Origin of the sequence: Kitasatospora sp. NPDC056181 (assembly GCF_042266225.1) — a bacterium.
Classification (GTDB): domain Bacteria; phylum Actinomycetota; class Actinomycetes; order Streptomycetales; family Streptomycetaceae; genus Kitasatospora.
In genome coordinates this window covers 41,342-57,415 of record NZ_JBHJUK010000029.1, presented here as the reverse complement: position 1 = coordinate 57,415, position 16,074 = coordinate 41,342, and the positions used below count along the sequence as shown (strand labels likewise).

Genomic DNA, 16,074 nt, shown 5'->3' with positions numbered 1-16,074 from the left:
GCTTCGTCGCAACCGCACCCGAGGTGTAACTTCTCCCAGCCAGAGAGCCCTTTTTCATGCGCTTCCTGAACGACCTCAAGCCCTCGTACGACCTCACGTACGACGACGTCTTCATGGTCCCCAGCCGCTCCGCCGTGGGCTCCCGGCAGGGCGTCGACCTGTCCTCGAACGACGGCACCGGCACCACCATCCCGCTGGTCGTCGCCAACATGACCGCGATCGCCGGCCGCCGGATGGCCGAGACCGTCGCCCGTCGCGGCGGCCTGGTCGCCATCCCGCAGGACATCCCCACCGAGGTGATCGCCGACGTCATCGGGTGGGTGAAGCAGCGCCACCTGGTGCACGACACCGCCATCACCCTCGACCCCGGTGCCACCGTCGCCGAGGCGCTCTCGCTGCTGCCCAAGCGGGCGCACGGCGCGCTCGTCGTGGTCGAGGACGGCAAGCCGGTCGGCGTCGTCACCGACTCCGACTGCCAGGGCGTCGACCGCTTCACCAGCCTCGCCGACGTCATGTCGCGCGACCTACTGCTGCTCGACGAGGGCATCGACCCGCGCGCGGCCTTCGACAAGCTGACCGAGGCGCACCGCAAGCTCGCCCCGGTCGTGGACGCCGAGGGCCGGCTGGTCGGCCTGCTGACCCGTAAGAACGCTCTGCGCGCCACCCTCTACACCCCGGCCGTGGACGCGCGGAACCAGCTGCGGATCGCCGCCACCGTCGGCATCAACGGCGACGTGGCCGGCAAGGCCAAGGCCCTGATCGAGGCCGGCGCCGACGTGCTGGTGGTCGACACCGCGCACGGCCACCAGGAGTCGATGATCAGCGCGCTGCGCGCGGTGCGCGGACTGGACCCGCAGATCCCGATCGTGGCCGGCAACGTGGTCTCCGCCGCCGGTGTCCGCGACCTCGTCGAGGCGGGCGCCGACATCCTCAAGGTCGGTGTCGGTCCCGGCGCCATGTGCACCACCCGGATGATGACCGGCGTCGGCCGCCCGCAGTTCTCCGCCGTCCTGGAGTGCGCCGCCGAGGCGCGCAGGCTCGGCAAGCACGTCTGGGCCGACGGCGGTGTCCGCCACCCGCGCGACGTGGCGATGGCGCTGGCCGCCGGTGCGTCCAACGTGATGATCGGCTCCTGGTTCGCCGGCACCTACGAGTCGCCCGGCGACCTCCAGACCACCGCCGACGGCCGCCAGTACAAGGAGAGCTTCGGCATGGCCTCGGCCCGCGCGGTGAGCAACCGCACGGCCCAGGACTCCTCGTACGACCGGGCCCGCAAGGCGCTGTTCGAGGAGGGCATCTCGCACTCCCGGATGTTCGTCGACCCGGCCCGCCCCGGCGTCGAGGACCTGATCGACTCGATCGTCGCCGGCGTGCGCAGCTCCTGCACCTACGCGGGCGCGTCCAGCCTGGAGGAGTTCCACGAGAAGGCCGTGGTCGGCATCCAGAGCGCGGCCGGCTACGCCGAGGGCAAGCCGCTGCACTCCAGCTGGGCCTGATCCCGCTCAGCGGACGGCCGGCCGGTTCCTCGCCACGGGGAGCCGGCCGGCCGTTCCGCTGTGGGTGCTGTGGGTGCTGCGGGCATCGTGTGCTGCGTGGCCCTCGTGGGCCCGGTGGATGTCATGGGTGCCGGCGGCGCCGTGGAAGCCGAGCGGGGTGAGCAGGGCGCGGCCCAGCAGGCCGACCGCGACGTCCAGCGCGGAGGCGAGCGCCGCCGCCGCGTGCGGAAGCTCGCGCAGCTCCCAGAGCGCGGCGACGCTCGCCCACGCCGCGTCACGGGCCGAGTCCACCGACCAGGCGCCCACCCGGTGCGTCAGCGGCTCGGCGCGCTCCAGCACGTCCGGCCCGGGCATCAGCTGTTCCCGGACGGCCGTCTCCACGGCGGCGAGCAGTCCGTTGATCCGGTGGTAGTCGGCGCAGAGGTCCTCGGGGGACCGGCCGAGCCGGCGGCAGGTGTCGATCACGGCGAGCGGCAGGTCGTGCTGGATGTGGGCGTTCATCCCGGCCAGCGCGAACTGCAACGGGTGCACCCCGGGGTGCCCGCGCAGCTCGAACAACGGCCGCCAGCAGGCCGGCGGCCGGCGCCCCGCCGCGACGGCGTCCACGGCCAGCAGGTACCGCCCGGCGAACACCGCGTCCAACTCGGCCATCGCGGCCGGGTCGGCGAAGTACGGGCCCGCCAGACGGCGGCGCACCGCCTCCGTCACGGTGAGGTACATGCGGTTGAACACCGCGACGCCGTCGCTGGCCGGAAGACCGGCGCCGATCTCCCGCAGCCGGCGGATCACCTCGTCCACCGCACGTGCCGTGTCCCGCGCCATTCATCACCCTCCGCGATCGACCGTGCGCTGATCGCATCATCGTGACAGTGCCGGGCCGGCGCGGTGCCGGCGCCGCGCGGACGGTCCGGTCGGCTCAGCCCAGCTCGTACTCCAGGACGTAGGTGTGGCCGCCGTCGTCCACGGTCAGCTCGAAGGTTCCGGTGATCCCCGCCAGCTCGCCCGCGCCGGTGCCCGCCACCACCCGGACGGCCAGCCGCTCGCCCTGGCTGCCCGGCGCCGAGTGCTGGAGCACGAACGAGCCCTTCCGGCCGTCCAGCTCCCCGGTGAAGCGCTCCACCGCGACGTACGCCGCCGGTCCGCCCGCGCCGTCCAGCACGGAGAGCATCCGGACCACGCTGCTGCCGGTCAGGCCGCCCGTGAACTCCTTCGTCAGCCGCACCCGGCCGAGCGTCGCCCCGGGCTGCTCGTCGGTCTCCTCGGGCTCGAAGGCGGTCACCTCGAACGCCCCGCTCGTCTTGATCCCCATGCCACCGTTCCCCTCGGCCACCCTTGCGGACGGCACCCCGCCGACCGCGCTCACACCCTTGCACACGCCACCGACAATCGACCCGAACCGCCGACGGTGGTGCCGGGCCGGGCCTACCACCGCCCGGTGGATGCGGCGCGCCGGCGGACGCAGCGCGCCGGCGGGTGCGGCGGGGCGGATGCCGTGCTCGGGCCAGGGCTCAGCGGGTGCGGCGCTCAGCGATCCCAGCGAAGCGCCAGCAGGGCCGCGTCGTCGGCCAGACCGGCGTCACCCACCCAGGTGCGGACCTCCGCCAGCAGCTCGTCCAGCACGTCCTCCGGGTTCCCGGCGGAGAGCCCGGCCAGCCGTTCCTCGAGCGGGAAGAACCGGCCCGCCGCGTTCCGGGCCTCGGACACGCCGTCGGTGTAGAGCAGCAGCAGGTCGCCGGTGCGCGGTTCGAAGCCGCCCGCCCGGTAGTGCCCGCCCAACAGCCCGAGCAGCCCCAGCGGCGGGGCGTGCTGCGGCGGCTCCAGCTCGTCCACCCGGCCGGCCCGGCGCAGCAGCGGGTGCGGATGGCCGCAGTTGACCAGCCGTGCCGCGCCGCCGGTCCCGTCCACGCCCAGCAGCACCGCCGTGACGAACCGCTCGTTCACCGGGCGGCCCGCCAGTGCCGAGTCCAGCCGCTCCGCCACCCGGGCCAGCTCCGGTTCGGTGCGGGCCGCCTCCCGGAAGACCCCCAGCACGTCCGCCGCCGTCTCCACCGCCGGCAGCCCGTGCCCCTGCACGTCCCCCAGCAGGATCCGGATCCCGTGCGGACCCTCCGCGACCTCGTACAGGTCCCCGCCGATCCGGGCCTCGGCCGCCGCCGCGACGTAGCGCACCGCCACCCGCAACGGCCCGAGCCGCTCCGGCGGCGGCCGCAGCAGCGCCCGCTGCGCCGCCTCGGCCACCGTCCGGACCTGGAACAGCTCGTGCTCCCGGGCCGACACCAGGACGACGCTCCCGGCACTGGCCAGCGTCGCGGCGAGCACGGTGACCAGCGCGCTGACGTGGACCGAGCCGGGCAGTCCGCGGTTGCTGAGCTCCAGCAGACCGGCCGCGAGGACGGCGACGGCTCCCGTGATCAGCACCACCCGGGCGCGCCGGGTGGTCGCCCCGGCCAGGACCGGCGCCACCGCGAGCACGGGGGACAGGGTCGTCCCGGGCCCGGACACCAGGTCGGCCACCACGGCGACGACCAGCAGGAGGTAGGCGCAGACCAGCAGCAGCCTGGTCCGCCGCGGCAGATGCAGCGGCGGCACCGCGTCCTGCGGTCCGGCGGTGGTCACGCGGGCGCCTCCAGTGGGCGTGGGCGGGGGCCTCACTGTCCACTCTCCACCGCAGCCGGGGGCACCGGCATGTCGGACGGGAGCCTCGGCCGGTGCGGGGCGTCCGGTGCGGTGCGGCCGGTGCGGGGATTCCCGGGCGGGCGCCTCAGGGTGGGCGTCCCGGGCGGGCGTCCCGGGCGGGCCTTCCCGGGGCGGGGAGGCGGGTGGCCGCGGGACGGGTGGCGGGCGGGCGGCCGGTCGGTCCCGGCTAGGCTGGCGGCGAGATGAGACGCAAGAGCAAGCCGCCCGCCCCCCTCCCGCAGCGACTCGGGGTGGACCCGGTGCACCTGCGGCTCCCCGTCGAGGGACCGTGGCCGACGGTGCGCGCGTACCTGGCCGACCGCCTGCCCACCGTGGCGCCGGAGCGGATCGACGCGCTGCTGCACGGCCGGGAGATCGTCGGCGAGGGCGGTCCGATCGGGCCGGACGAGCCGTTCCGCCCCGGCGCGCACCTCTGGCTCTACCGTGAGCTGCCGGACGAGGTCCCGGTCCCGTTCGAGCTGGCCGTGCTGTACCGGGACGAGCACCTGGTCGTGGTCGACAAGCCGCACTTCCTGGCCACCACCCCGCGCGGCCGCCACGTCGTCGAGACGGCCCTCTCCCGGCTGCGGCACTCGCTGGACCTCCCCGCCCTCAGCCCGGCGCACCGGCTGGACCGGCTGACGGCCGGGCTGGCGATGTTCGTGGTCCGACCCGAGGAGCGCGGCGCCTACCAGACGCTCTTCCGCGACCGGCTGGTCCGCAAGGAGTACCGGGCGATCGCGCCGTACGACCCGGCGCTCGCCCTGCCCCGCACCGTCCGCAGCCACATCGTGAAGGAACGCGGCGTGATCGCCGCCCAGGAGCTGGACGCCCCGCCGAACAGCGAGAGCCGGATCGAGCTGGTCGAGCACCGCGACGGCCTCGGCCACTACCGGCTGCTGCCGTTCAGCGGGCGCACCCACCAGCTGCGGCTGCACATGAGCGGCCTGGGACTGCCGATCCTCGGCGACCCGGTGTACCCGGTGCTGCTGCCGGACCCCGCGCCGGACGACTTCCGCCGTCCACTGCAACTACTCGCCTCCTGCGTCGAGTTCACCGATCCGCTGACCGGCCGCCCGCGCCGCTTCGAGAGCTGCCGCACGCTCGCCGCCTGGTCGGATCCCGCCTCCTGGTAGCTCCGGGCCCCGCGGCGGTCCGAACAGCGGTCCACCCGGCCCGGGTGGGCCGGGCCGGCGGAGCGGGAGGGGCCCGCATCGGCCTCCTGGTCTAGGTCCAAGGTACGACCCGGTCCCGGTCCCGGTGGCCGATCCGTGCGGGGCGGGGCCGGGACGATCGTGGTGCCATGAACAACGCACCGCAGCACACCGTCCGGTCCGCCCAGCCGGCCACCCCGCCCGTCGCCCTGGTCACCGGCGCCTCGCGTGGCCTCGGCCTGGCCCTCGCCCGGGCACTGGCCGCCGACGGCTGGCAGCTCGTGATCACCGCCCGCAACCAGGCCGAACTCTCCGCCGCCGAGGCCGGGCTGGCCGCCCTCACCAAGGTCACCGCCCTGGCCGGCTCGGTCGTCGACGACGACCACCGCGCCCGCCTGGCCGAGGCCGCCGCCGGGCTCGGCGGTGCGACGCTCCTGGTCAACAACGCGGGCACGCTGAACGGTTCGGACGCGGGCAGCGAGCCGCTGCCCCGGCTCGCCGACGTCCCGTTGCCCGATCTGCTGGAGATGTTCGAGGTCAACGCCCTCGCGCCGATCGCCCTGACCCAGCTCCTGCTGCCGCAGCTGCGCGCGCACTCCGGTGTCCTGCTCAACATCAGCTCCGACGCGGCTGTCGAGGCCTACCGGGGCTGGGGCGGTTACGGCGCCGCCAAGGCCGCGCTGGACCACGCCTCCGCCGTGCTGGCCCGGGAGGAACCGGAGTTGAAGGTCTGGGCGGTCGACCCGGGCAGCATGCGGACCAGGATGCTCCAGGAGGCGTACGCGGGCGAGGACATCTCCGCCGAGCCGCTCCCCGAGACCGTCGTCCCCGCCCTCCTCGGCCTGCTCCGCGACCGTCCCGCCTCCGGCCGCTACCGGGCCGCCGACCTGCTCGCCGCCACCGCCGCCCAGGGCGAGCGATGACCGCACTCACCGACACCGGGATCGACGTCACCGTCCCGCCCGAACTCTCGGCCCGCGCACCGGCGGAGGCCCGCGGCACGGCCCGCGACGGCGTGCGGATGCTGGTCGGCCGCCGCGACGCGGGAACCGTCGAGCACCGTCGCTTCACCGACCTGCCCGAGGTGCTGCGCCCCGGGGACCTGCTGGTGGTCAACAACTCGGCCACCCTGCCCGCCGCCCTGGCCGGGCGGCTGCCGGACGGCACCGCCGTCGCGCTGCACCTGTCCTCCGCGCAGCCCGACCAACGCGGCTCCTTCCTGGTGGAGTTGCGCCGTACGGTGTCCGGCGGGGCCCCCGCCTACTACCCGCCGGCGGAGTCCCCGGCCCGCCCCGGGCTGCGGGTGGACCTGCCGGGCGGCGCCTCGGCCGAGCTCGTCGAGCCGTTCACGGCCCGCCTCTGGCACGCCCGACTCGACCTGCCCGCACCCTTGTTGGAGTACCTGGCCCGTCACGGCAGGGCCATCCGGTACGGCTACGTGGACGACGACTGGCCGATCGAGGCCTACCAGACGGTCTTCGCGACCGTCCCCGGCAGTAGCGAAATGCCCAGCGCAGGGCGCCCGTTCAGCACAGAGGTGGTGGCCCGGCTGGCCGGGCGGGGGGTGCTGGTCGCGCCGATCACCCTGCACACCGGCGTCGCCTCCCCGGAGGCGCACGAGGCCCCGTACGCCGAGCGGTTCCAGGTCCCGGCCGCCACCGCCCGTCTGGTGGGCCACGTCCGGGCCGGCGGCGGCCGGGTGATCGCGGTCGGTACGACCGTCGTCCGCGCCCTGGAATCGGCGGCCGCCCCGGACGGGGCCGTCCACGAGGCGGGCGGCTGGACCGAGTTGGTGATCACCCCCGAACGCGGCGTCCTGGCCGTGGACGGCCTCCTCACCGGCTGGCACGAGCCCCGCGCCTCCCACCTGCTGATGCTCGCCGCTGTCGCCGGGCGACCACTCCTGGCACGCTGCTACGCGGAAGCGGTCCACCACCGTTACCTGTGGCACGAGTTCGGCGACGTCAATCTGCTGCTCCCCGACTAGGGTCTCGCCCGGGCCCGGCAGCCTGCGCCCTCACGCATGCGCGTCCTCGCCCGCACGCCTGTGCGTCCTCGCCCGCACGCCTGCGCGTCCGCGCCCGCAGGCCTGCGCGTCATCGCTGGTGCGCCGCCGGGGCAGGCGCCGTGAAGGCGCGGCGGCGGTGCCGACGGACTCCGGCCGACGGTGGGCCGCCTGCCGGGGGACCGGTGGCCCACCGTCGGCCCACCGCAGGCCGCCGGTCAGGACGCCTGGTCCGCGAACAGCGTGCGCGCCGCGTGGTGGGTGTCCAGGTACTCGCGCACCGCGGTGATCAGGCCGTTCTCGACGGTGAAGATGCCGAGGCACTGGTTGTGGTACGCGGAGCCGTTGGCCGCCGTGCCACGGGCGGTCCACTCGGCGACCACCTGCGGGCCGTCCGCCAGCAGGCCGGTGAGCGTCACCTGCGGGGAGCCGCCGGGGGCGAACAGGGTGCGCACCGAGCCGAGGAAGTCCTCGACGATGGCGTCCCGTCCGTCCCAGACCCGCGACAGCGGCAGGTCGCCGGGGTAGGACCAGGTGGCGTTCTCGGCGAACGAGGCCACCGCGGTGGGGAGGTCGCCGGTGGCGATGGCGGTGACGTAACGCTCCACGACGGTACGGGGGTCGAGCTGGTCCACGATGTGCTCCTCGGTGTTCCGGGCCGGTTCCTTCTGCCGGGACCAAGCCAAGCCCCCCGGGGGCCACGCGGGCGAACAACCGCACGGGAACGGCGACAAACGACGGTTGTCGTGGGTGGTCAGCGGGCCGATGTACCCGGTGGCAGCTCCAGTTCGAACCAGACCACCTTGCCGTCCCGGGTGCGGCGGCTGCCCCAGCGGTGGGCGAGCTCGTTGACCAGGTGCATGCCGCGTCCGCCCTCGTCCTCCGAGCGGGCGCGCCGCATCCGGGGTGACTCGGCGTCCCGGTCGGCGACCTCCACGGTGAGCAGCCGGTTGTAGAACAGCCTGAGCTGGGTGGGGGATCCGGCGTGCACGAGGGCGTTGGTGATCAGCTCGCTGGTGAGCAGCTCCGCCCAGTCGGCGAGCGGGGCGAGACCCCAGCCGATGAGCGTGTCGCGGGTGAAGCGGCGTGAGTGCGCGACCATCGCGTGGTCGTCGGTGAGCGGCAGGGTGGCGATCCGGTCGGCGCCGGCGGGCCGGACCTGCGCCAGGATGATCGCGATGTCGTCCTCGCTGGTGCGGCCGGTGAGTTCGGCCAGGACGGCGTCGCAGGTCTGCTCCAGCGAGCGGTGCCGGTCGGCGATGGTCCGGCAGAGCAGGTCCAGGCCCTCGTCGATGTCACGGCCGCGGCGCTCGACCAGACCGTCCGTGTACAGCGCCAGGATGCCCTCCTCCGGGAGCGTGAACTCGACGCTCTCGAAGGGGACTCCGCCGACCCCGAGCGGTGCGCCGGGCGGCAGGTCGACCAGCCGGGCCCCGCCCTCGCTGTCGGCCACCACCGGCGGCAGGTGGCCCGCGCAGGCGGCGGTGCAGAGACGTTCCACCGGGTCGTACACCACGCAGACGCAGGTCGCGAACTGGCCCTCGCCGAGTGCCGTGGTGGCCTCGTCCAGCCGGTGCAGCACCCGTGCGGGATCCAGCTCCAGCGTGATCAACGTGCGTGCCACCGTGCGGAGTTGCCCCATCGTGGCGGCGGCCCGGATGCCGTGGCCCATCACGTCGCCGACCACCAGCGCGACCCGCCCCGACGAGAGCGGCACGACGTCGAACCAGTCGCCGCCGACCTCGCTGACCACGCTGCTCGGCAGGTACCGGTAGGCGATCTCCAGCCCCAGCGTGCGGTGGATCTCCTGCGGCAGCAGGCTGCGCTGCAGCGTGAGCGCGGTGTCCCGCTCGCGACGGTAGAGCCGGCCGTTGTCCATCGCCAGGGCCGTCCGCGCGGCCAGCTCCTCGGCCAGCGCCCGGTCCGCCTGGCCGAACGGCACCGGGTTGCGGATCCGGATGAACTCGGCGCCGCCCAGCACCAGTCCGCGTGCCAGCAGCGGCACCATCAGGTAGGAGTGGATCCCGGCGTCGAGACCTGGCTGGACCCGGTCCGGCGACGCGACGATCCGCCGCAGCGCCGCCTCGTCGACCTCCGACACCAGGATCGAGCGCCCAGTCCGCAGGCTCTCCGCGTACACCTTCGCGGACTGCGAGTTCGAGCCCACCTGGTCGGCGGCCCCCGCCAGCACCCCGTTCGCGTTGGCCTCGCCGACGGCGACCGCCCGCAGCAGCACCGTGCCGTCGTCCGGGACGGGGCTCGGCTCGTCGCCGCTCAGGACCGCCTCGCGCAGGTCGACGGTGACGAAGTCGGCGAAGCGCGGGATCACCACCTCCACCAACTCCTCGGCGGTGCGGTGCAGATCGAGCGTGGTGCCGATCCGGGTGCTGGCCTCGTTGAGCAGTGAAAGCCGCTGCTGCGCCGCCCAGGCCTCGTCCAGGGCGCGCTGGCGGGCCGCCGCCGCGTCGCGCTCCCGGGTGAACAGCAGCGCGTTGTCGATCGACACCGCGGCCCGGACCGCCAACTCCCCGGCCAGCGCCAGGTCGTCGTCCTCGTACGGGCGCTCCACCACCGTCCGGTAGAAGCCGGCCACGCCGACCGGCGAACCCCGGGCGATCAGCGGCACCACCATGAACGACCGGACGTTCTGCGTGCGGACCGCGGCCCTGCGGACCGGGTCGTCGGCGAACCAGGCCATGCCCGCCGCGTCCATCCGCGGCACCAGCACCGGCTTGCGGTTCGCCAGGCTCCACGCGTACGGCGAACTCGGCCGGAACCGCTGCACCCCTCCGGTGCGGTCGATCGGCTCCAGCGTCGAACCGTGCGCCGAGTGGAACGCCATCCGGCGCAGCACCGCCGAGCCGTCCGCCAGCGTGCGGGCCTCGCGCTCGCCGCGCACCAGGTCGTCCAGCACCTCCACCACCACGGTGTCGGCCAGCCTGGGCGTCGCCACCTCGGCCAACTCCTTGGCGGTCTGGGTGAGATCGAGCGTGGTGCCGATCCGTGCCGATGCCGAGTTGACCAGCGCCAGCCGCTCCTGCGCGGCCTTCGCCTCGCGCAGCGCCTGCTGCCGGGCGAGCACGGTCTGGTGCTGGCGCAGGTAGAGCCGGGCGTTGTCGATCGCCACGGCGGCCCGCGACGCGAGCTCGTCACCGAGCGTGATGTCCGCCTCGGCGAAGGACTCCCGCTCGCCGCGCCGCGAGTACACCACCATGCCCAGCGTGGTGCCGCGCGCCACCAACGGGGTGATCCGCACCGAACGCGGCCGGTCGCCGAGATACGCCTGGCGGCGGCTCTCGGAGATCCCCTGGCTGAGCATCGGCAGCTCCCAGGACGGCACCACCACCGTGCGGCCGGTGGCCAGCGCCCGCGCGTACGGGGAGTCCGGGGCCACCTCGTACACCGTGTCCACCGGCAGTGCCTCGGCCGGGTAGAGCGGGTCGGTGGTGGCGAGCGCCAGCCGGCGCACCAGCTGCGGGGCGCTGGGGTCCAGCGGCTCCACGTTGCGCCCGGCGACCAGCGCCTCCAGCGCGAACACGCCGCTGATGTCCGCGACCCTGGGCACCATGGCGTCGGCCAGCTCGCGGGCGGTCTGCCGCAGGTCAAGCGTGGTGCCGATCGAGGCGGTGGCGTCGACCAGCAGTGCCAGCCGCTCCTGCGCCCGGGCCGCCCGGGCGTCCGCGCGGGACCGCTCGGTGATGTCGATGACGGTCGAACTCACCCCGAGGATCTCCCCGGCCGGGTCCTCCAGTCGGAAGTAGGAGGCCGACCAGGCGTGGTCGTGCTCGGGATCGCCCGGGGTTCGGCCGCGCGAGCGCGCGTCCAGTACGGGTTCGCCGCTCTCCAGCACCCGCCGCATCACCGCCTCGGTCTCCTCCCCGTTGATCCCGGGCAACAGTTCGGTGAGGCGGTGTCCCAGGTGCGCGCCGGCCGGCAGGCCGTTCACCCTGGCCAGCGCGTCGTTCAGCCGGACGAAGGCGAGCCGGGTGTCGAACACGCCCATCCCGACCGGGGACTGCGTGAAGAACCCGTCGAGGACGGCGAGATCCGCCTGGATCCGGCGCAGCGTCGACACGTCGGACGCCACCGCGAGCACCAGCGGGCTGCCGCCCGGCCCCGAGATCGGGTGGGTGCGGAACTCCAGGTTGACGAGGTGCCCGTCCCGGTGCCGGACCGGGAACACGCCCGACCAGCCACGGCCGTCCAGGATCTCCTGGAACAGCCCCAGCACCTCCGGCCGCTGCTCGTCCGTGGCCAGCAACTGCGCGGCCCGCGCGCCGATCGCCTCCTCGGCCGTGTAGCCGAGCAGTGCCTCGGCGTCGTTGCTCCAGTGCAGGATGCGCCCGTCGGCCTCGATCAGCGCGGTCGCGATCGGCACCATCAGCAGGGCGTCCTGACGCGGCCGCCTGGGCTCACCGGCATCACGCTGCTCGTTCACCATAGCCAGAGAACCGCCCGGAGATCGTTTCCACCAGCCCTGCCATCTTCCCATGCAGCCCCGCAGCCCCGCTCGTTCCACCCGCCCCACCCGGAACCGCCGCCACCCGCCCACCAGCCCCGACGCGGGTGGACCCGACCGCCCCTGCCGCAGGCCCGGCCGGCGGGCCTCATCGCCCGCACGGGAAGTCGGCGGATCCGACGTCCTGCTCCGCCATCCCGCCACGCAAGGGGAGTCCTCCGAGCCCTCCCCCGCTTTCTCCGCCCTCTGCGGCCCGAGCCCTCTCCCGCGCGTGCGCCCTGCACAGGAGGTCGGCCGGGTCGACTTCCTGCTCCGTCTGGCCGTCTGCCTCTCCCGATTCGACGTCCCACCCAACAGCCGGATGGGGGTGCCGGCGCCAGAGGTCGGCCCAGAGGTCGGCCGGGTCGACTTCTGGCGCGTGAGTGCCGGGCTTCTGGCAGCTGGGCTGGTGGACGGACGGGCTTCTGCGCTGGAGGTCGGCTGGGCTGACTTCCTGTGTGGTGAGGCTGTCTTCGGTCGGCTGGGCGGGCTCCGGGCTGGAGGTCGGCTGGGGCGGCTTCCGGTGTATGGCACAGCCGACGGATGGCTTGTCGTGGTCACCGGGCCGGGCCGGTCCAGGGTGCGTGCGGGCGGTTGCGTAGGAAGTCGGCCGGGTCGACTTCCTACGCGGTGGGGACGACCGGCCGCCGGGTGCGGGTGGTGAGGGTGAGGGCGGCGCCGAGGAGACAGAGGGCGGACGCCACGAGGGTGGCGCGGTCGGCACCTGCGGGGAGCGAGGGGGTGGAGGACGCGACGGCCACGGTGACGGCGACGCCCAGGGCGGAGCCGAGGTAGCGGGCGGTGTTGTTGGCGCCGGAGCCCATGGCCGCACGGTGGGGCGGGACGCTGCTGACCGCGAGGCGGGCCAGCGCGGCGTTGAGGATGCCGCTGCCGACGCCTGCGACGACCAGGCCCGGCGCGAGCCGTTCCCATGGCGTGCCCGGGGTGAGCCCGTACAGACCGGCCTGGCCGAGACCGGAGAGCAGGAGGCCGGTCGCGACCTGGGTGGTGGCGGACATCCGGTCGGCGAGTCGGCGGGCCTGGAGGGCGGCGACCACGGACAGACCGGACCAGAGGGCCAGCACCCCGGCCGCCGCGAGGCCGGAGAGGCCGAGCACGCTCCGGAGGAGGGTCGGCAGATAGCTCATGAACCCGACCACCGCGAGCCCCGTGAACAGCGCTCCGCCGGTGGCGGCCACGAATCCGGGGTTGCGGAACAGCGCGAGGTCCAGCATCGGCTCCGCGACCAGTGACTCCGCCACGAAGAACAGCGCCAGCAACAGCGCCCCGAGGGCGAGCAGCACCAGCACCGGCGTCCGGCCCCAGCCCGTCCGCCCCTGTGCGAGGCCGGCGATCAGGCAGGACGTCCCGGCGGCCAGGGTCAGTACGCCGTACGGGTCGAGCGCGCGCGGGCGCTCGGCGCGCGACTCGGTCAGGACGACGGTTGCCGCCGCGGCCACTGCGGCGGCGGCCACCGCGATCCCACCGTTCACCGCGCGCCAGCCGGCTGTCTGCTGGACCAGCGCTCCGTACACCGGCCCGAGTGCGATGCCGAGGCCGACCGCCGCGCCCCAGGTGCCGAGGGCCCGGATCCGGCCGGGGCCCGGTGGGTGGGCCTGGCTGACCAGCCCGAGCGCGGGTGCCAGGATCGCCGCGGAGGCGGCGCCCAGGAGGACCCGGGAGGCGAGGTAGACGCCGCCACCGGGTGCGAGTGCGCCGAGCGCGGCGGCGACGGCGAAGAGCAGCACACCGGCGGTGAAGACCCGCTTGCGGCCGCGGTCGTCGGCGACGCTCCCGGCGGTGAGCAGCAGGGCGGCGAGGCCGATCAGGGTGCTGGTGAGGATCCACGTCCGCCCGCCGGCGCCGAGGTGGAGGGCGTCGGCGGTGGCGGCGAGCGAGGAGGTCGGGGCGGTGTAGGCGATGGTGACCAGCGCGGTCGCCAGGCAGGTGGTGAGGAGGGTGGCACCGGTGCGGACCGGGAGCGCGGCACAGGTGCCGACGGCCCGCCCGGAGGCGGCCGGTACGGAGTCGGCCGGCACGGCGGCCGACGGCGCCGAGCCCGACGGTGCCGAGCCCGATGGCCCAGAGCCTGACGGTGCGGAGCCCGATGACGCGCGGGACATGGCGTTCCCTCCGAATCGCAGACCATGAGGCGAGCGGACCATGAGTCTGGTGAATGAACCTTCAAGCCGCGCAGCACGCTACCACCCTAAGTCTGTTCAATGAACCCTCAATCCGCCTGGACTACGCTGAGCCGCATGGCGCTCGGAACCGACTACGAACAGCAGGACTGCTCACTGGCCCGCGCCCTGGAGGTGGTCGGCGAACGATGGAGCCTGCTGATCGTCCGCGACGCCTTCTACGGGGTGCAGCGCTTCAACGACTTCCTCGTCCACCTCGGCATCCCGCGCGCCGTCCTCACCTCGCGGCTGAACGCCCTGGTGGCGGCCGGGGTGTTGCGCAAGGAGCCCTACCAGCAGGCGCCGCTGCGCCACGGCTACCTGCTCACCGATGTGGGCCTCGAGCTCTGGATGCCGGTCTACACGCTGGCCCGTTGGGGCGGCCGCCATGCCTCGGCCGGGGGACCAAGGCGCATCTTCTCGCACGCGACCTGCGGCACCGACCTCGACCTGGCCGGCTCCTGCCCGCACTGCGGGGGCCCGGCCGTGCGGCCGGGCGAGGTGACGATGCGCCCGGGGCCGGGGGCGTCGTCCGACGTCCACCCGGATCCGGTCTCCCGCGCGCTGGCCCGCCCCCACCGTCTGCTCGCGCCGGTCGGAACGGCCGCGGAGGCGCAGTCGCAGTAGGGGTGGGCCGACGCGGTCGGGGAGGCACGATGGGGGCGGCACGGGCGGGGAGGCACGGTCGGGCCGACGCGGTCGGGCGGGTGTCGGGACGCCAGGCCTCCCGGGCTTCCCGGGCCTCCCGGGCCTCCCGGGCCTCAGTCCAGGGCCTCCAGGACGGTGGCGTTGGCCAGGCCGCCCGCCTCGCACATGGTCTGCAGCGCGAACCGCGCCCCGCGCTCGCGCATCGCGTGCACGAGGGTCGTCATCAGCCGCGTGCCGCTCGCGCCGAGCGGGTGGCCGAGTGCGATCGCGCCGCCGTTGACGTTGACCTTCGCAGGGTCGGCGCCGGTCTCCTGGAGCCATGCCAGGACGACGCTGGCGAACGCCTCGTTGACCTCGAACAGGTCGATGTCCGGCAGTGACAGCCCGGCCCGCCGGAGCACCTTCTCGGTGGCGGGTATGACGCCGGTCAGCATCAGCAGCGGGTCCGAGCCGGTCACCGCGAAGGAGTGCAGCCGGGCCAGCGGGCGCAGGCCCAGGCGCGCCGCCGTCTCGCTGCTGGTGATCAGGACGGCGGAGGCACCGTCGTTGATCGGGCTGCTGTTGCCGGCCGTCACCGACCAGTCGATCTGCGGGTACCGCTCGGCGAAGCCGGGGTCGGCGAAGGACGGGCGGAGGCCGGCCAGGATCTCCGGCGTGGTGTTCGGGCGCACCGACTCGTCCAGGGTGACGAGCCCGGTCGGCGTGGCGACCGGCACGAGCTCCGCCTCGAACAGGCCGGCGGAGTGCGCCTGCGCGGCCTTGGCGTGCGAGCCGCCGGCGAACGCGTCCATCGCCTCGCGCGTGACCGACCACTTGGCGGCGATCAGCTCGGCGCTGACGCCCTGCGGGATCAGCCCGCCGGGGTAGCGAGCGGCGATCGCGGCGCCGAACGGGTCCGCGCCGGGCGGCACGTTGGACCACATCGGGACCCGGCTCATCGACTCGATCCCGCACGCCACCACCACGTCGTACGCGCCCGCGATCACGCCCTGCGCGGCGAAGTGGACGGCCTGCTGGGAGGAGCCGCACTGCCGGTCGACCGTCGTCGCCGGGACGGACTCCGGCAGGCCGGCCGCCAGCCAGGCGTACCGGGTGGTGTTCATGGCCTGCTCGCCGACCTGGTCGACGCAGCCGCCGATCACGTCGTCGACCAACTCCGGGTCGACGCCGCTGCGGCCGATCAGGGCCTGGAGGGTGTGCGCAAGCAGCTCCACGGGGTGGACGCCCGAGAGTGCGCCTCCGGGCTTGCCCTTGCCGATGGGGGTGCGGACGGCTTCGACGATTACGGCGTCACGCATGGCGGCCGCCTTCCTCTCGCGTGGGTTGGGAAATCAAACCTACTAGAGATCTAGTGAGTTTGGAATTCCAACGTTATGAGGTTGTGGTCCGGGCCGCTCTCCGCGCGGCTGCCCCGCTC

General features: G+C 74.5%; 12 protein-coding genes. 5 read left to right on the top strand and 7 right to left on the bottom strand.

The genetic code is table 11. From position 1 onward, the window contains the following. The first annotated feature begins 56 nt into the window (after nt 1-56). Nucleotides 57-1,496: a GuaB1 family IMP dehydrogenase-related protein gene (locus tag ACFC1F_RS14315; protein ID WP_209410464.1), complete on the top strand. Its 1,440-nt coding sequence runs from the start codon at nt 57-59 to the stop codon at nt 1,494-1,496. A 6-nt stretch (nt 1,497-1,502) separates the two neighbouring features. On the opposite strand, the gene ACFC1F_RS14310 is transcribed toward ACFC1F_RS14315, so the two are convergent. From ACFC1F_RS14310 to ACFC1F_RS14300, 3 genes are all read right to left on the bottom strand, one after another. Beyond that, the gene (locus ACFC1F_RS14310) at nt 1,503-2,318 is read right to left on the bottom strand and encodes a DUF5995 family protein (protein ID WP_376158223.1); all 816 of its coding nucleotides are present in this window, start codon (nt 2,316-2,318) and stop codon (nt 1,503-1,505) included. Between the two features lie 94 nt (nt 2,319-2,412). Further along, nucleotides 2,413-2,805, bottom strand: a complete 393-nt coding sequence (locus ACFC1F_RS14305; protein ID WP_209410465.1) for a DUF3224 domain-containing protein — start codon at nt 2,803-2,805, stop codon at nt 2,413-2,415. Between the two features lie 215 nt (nt 2,806-3,020). Beyond that, on the bottom strand, nt 3,021-4,112 hold the full coding sequence (locus tag ACFC1F_RS14300; RefSeq protein WP_376158220.1) for a PP2C family protein-serine/threonine phosphatase: 1,092 nt from the start codon (nt 4,110-4,112) through the stop codon (nt 3,021-3,023). A gap of 263 nt (nt 4,113-4,375) precedes the next feature. Here ACFC1F_RS14300 and ACFC1F_RS14295 point away from each other — a divergent pair, with 263 nt between their 5' ends. The 3 genes from ACFC1F_RS14295 (at nt 4,376) to ACFC1F_RS14285 (ending at nt 7,313) form a co-directional block, all read left to right on the top strand. Next, nucleotides 4,376-5,308, top strand: a complete 933-nt coding sequence (locus ACFC1F_RS14295) for a pseudouridine synthase (RefSeq protein ID WP_376158217.1) — start codon at nt 4,376-4,378, stop codon at nt 5,306-5,308. A 167-nt stretch (nt 5,309-5,475) separates the two neighbouring features. After that, nucleotides 5,476-6,249, top strand: a complete 774-nt coding sequence (locus ACFC1F_RS14290) for an SDR family oxidoreductase (protein WP_209410468.1) — start codon at nt 5,476-5,478, stop codon at nt 6,247-6,249. Next, nucleotides 6,246-7,313: an S-adenosylmethionine:tRNA ribosyltransferase-isomerase gene (locus ACFC1F_RS14285; RefSeq protein ID WP_376158214.1), complete on the top strand. Its 1,068-nt coding sequence runs from the start codon at nt 6,246-6,248 to the stop codon at nt 7,311-7,313. The genes ACFC1F_RS14290 and ACFC1F_RS14285 overlap by 4 nt, the downstream gene beginning before the upstream one ends. A gap of 236 nt (nt 7,314-7,549) precedes the next feature. Here the strand turns inward: ACFC1F_RS14285 and ACFC1F_RS14280 are convergent, their stop codons facing one another. From ACFC1F_RS14280 to ACFC1F_RS14270, 3 genes are all read right to left on the bottom strand, one after another. Then, entirely contained in the window at nt 7,550-7,966 is a 417-nt protein-coding gene (locus ACFC1F_RS14280; protein ID WP_376158211.1) for a nuclear transport factor 2 family protein, read from the bottom strand. A gap of 119 nt (nt 7,967-8,085) precedes the next feature. After that, the gene (locus ACFC1F_RS14275; RefSeq protein WP_376158209.1) at nt 8,086-11,769 is read right to left on the bottom strand and encodes a SpoIIE family protein phosphatase; all 3,684 of its coding nucleotides are present in this window, start codon (nt 11,767-11,769) and stop codon (nt 8,086-8,088) included. A 683-nt stretch (nt 11,770-12,452) separates the two neighbouring features. Beyond that, complete coding sequence (locus ACFC1F_RS14270; RefSeq protein ID WP_376158206.1) at nt 12,453-13,868, bottom strand: MFS transporter; 1,416 nt, start codon at nt 13,866-13,868, stop codon at nt 12,453-12,455. A gap of 219 nt (nt 13,869-14,087) precedes the next feature. Here ACFC1F_RS14270 and ACFC1F_RS14265 point away from each other — a divergent pair, with 219 nt between their 5' ends. Beyond that, nucleotides 14,088-14,636, top strand: a complete 549-nt coding sequence (locus ACFC1F_RS14265; protein ID WP_376158203.1) for a winged helix-turn-helix transcriptional regulator — start codon at nt 14,088-14,090, stop codon at nt 14,634-14,636. 134 nt (nt 14,637-14,770) lie between these two features. Here the strand turns inward: ACFC1F_RS14265 and ACFC1F_RS14260 are convergent, their stop codons facing one another. Then, the gene (locus ACFC1F_RS14260) at nt 14,771-15,955 is read right to left on the bottom strand and encodes a thiolase family protein (RefSeq protein ID WP_376158201.1); all 1,185 of its coding nucleotides are present in this window, start codon (nt 15,953-15,955) and stop codon (nt 14,771-14,773) included. Between the last annotated feature and the right edge of the window lie 119 nt (nt 15,956-16,074).

Bases quoted from the DNA above. Each gene is read 5' to 3' on its own strand.
- ACFC1F_RS14260 (WP_376158201.1), bottom strand. From the start codon at position 15,955: ATGCGTGACGCCGTAATCGTCGAAGCCGTCCGCACCCCCATCGGCAAG.
- ACFC1F_RS14315 (WP_209410464.1), top strand. From the start codon at position 57: ATGCGCTTCCTGAACGACCTCAAGCCCTCGTACGACCTCACGTACGAC.
- ACFC1F_RS14290 (WP_209410468.1), top strand. From the start codon at position 5,476: ATGAACAACGCACCGCAGCACACCGTCCGGTCCGCCCAGCCGGCCACC.
- ACFC1F_RS14305 (WP_209410465.1), bottom strand. From the start codon at position 2,805: ATGGGGATCAAGACGAGCGGGGCGTTCGAGGTGACCGCCTTCGAGCCC.
- ACFC1F_RS14265 (WP_376158203.1), top strand. From the start codon at position 14,088: ATGGCGCTCGGAACCGACTACGAACAGCAGGACTGCTCACTGGCCCGC.
- ACFC1F_RS14310 (WP_376158223.1), bottom strand. From the start codon at position 2,318: ATGGCGCGGGACACGGCACGTGCGGTGGACGAGGTGATCCGCCGGCTG.
- ACFC1F_RS14295 (WP_376158217.1), top strand. From the start codon at position 4,376: ATGAGACGCAAGAGCAAGCCGCCCGCCCCCCTCCCGCAGCGACTCGGG.
- ACFC1F_RS14285 (WP_376158214.1), top strand. From the start codon at position 6,246: ATGACCGCACTCACCGACACCGGGATCGACGTCACCGTCCCGCCCGAA.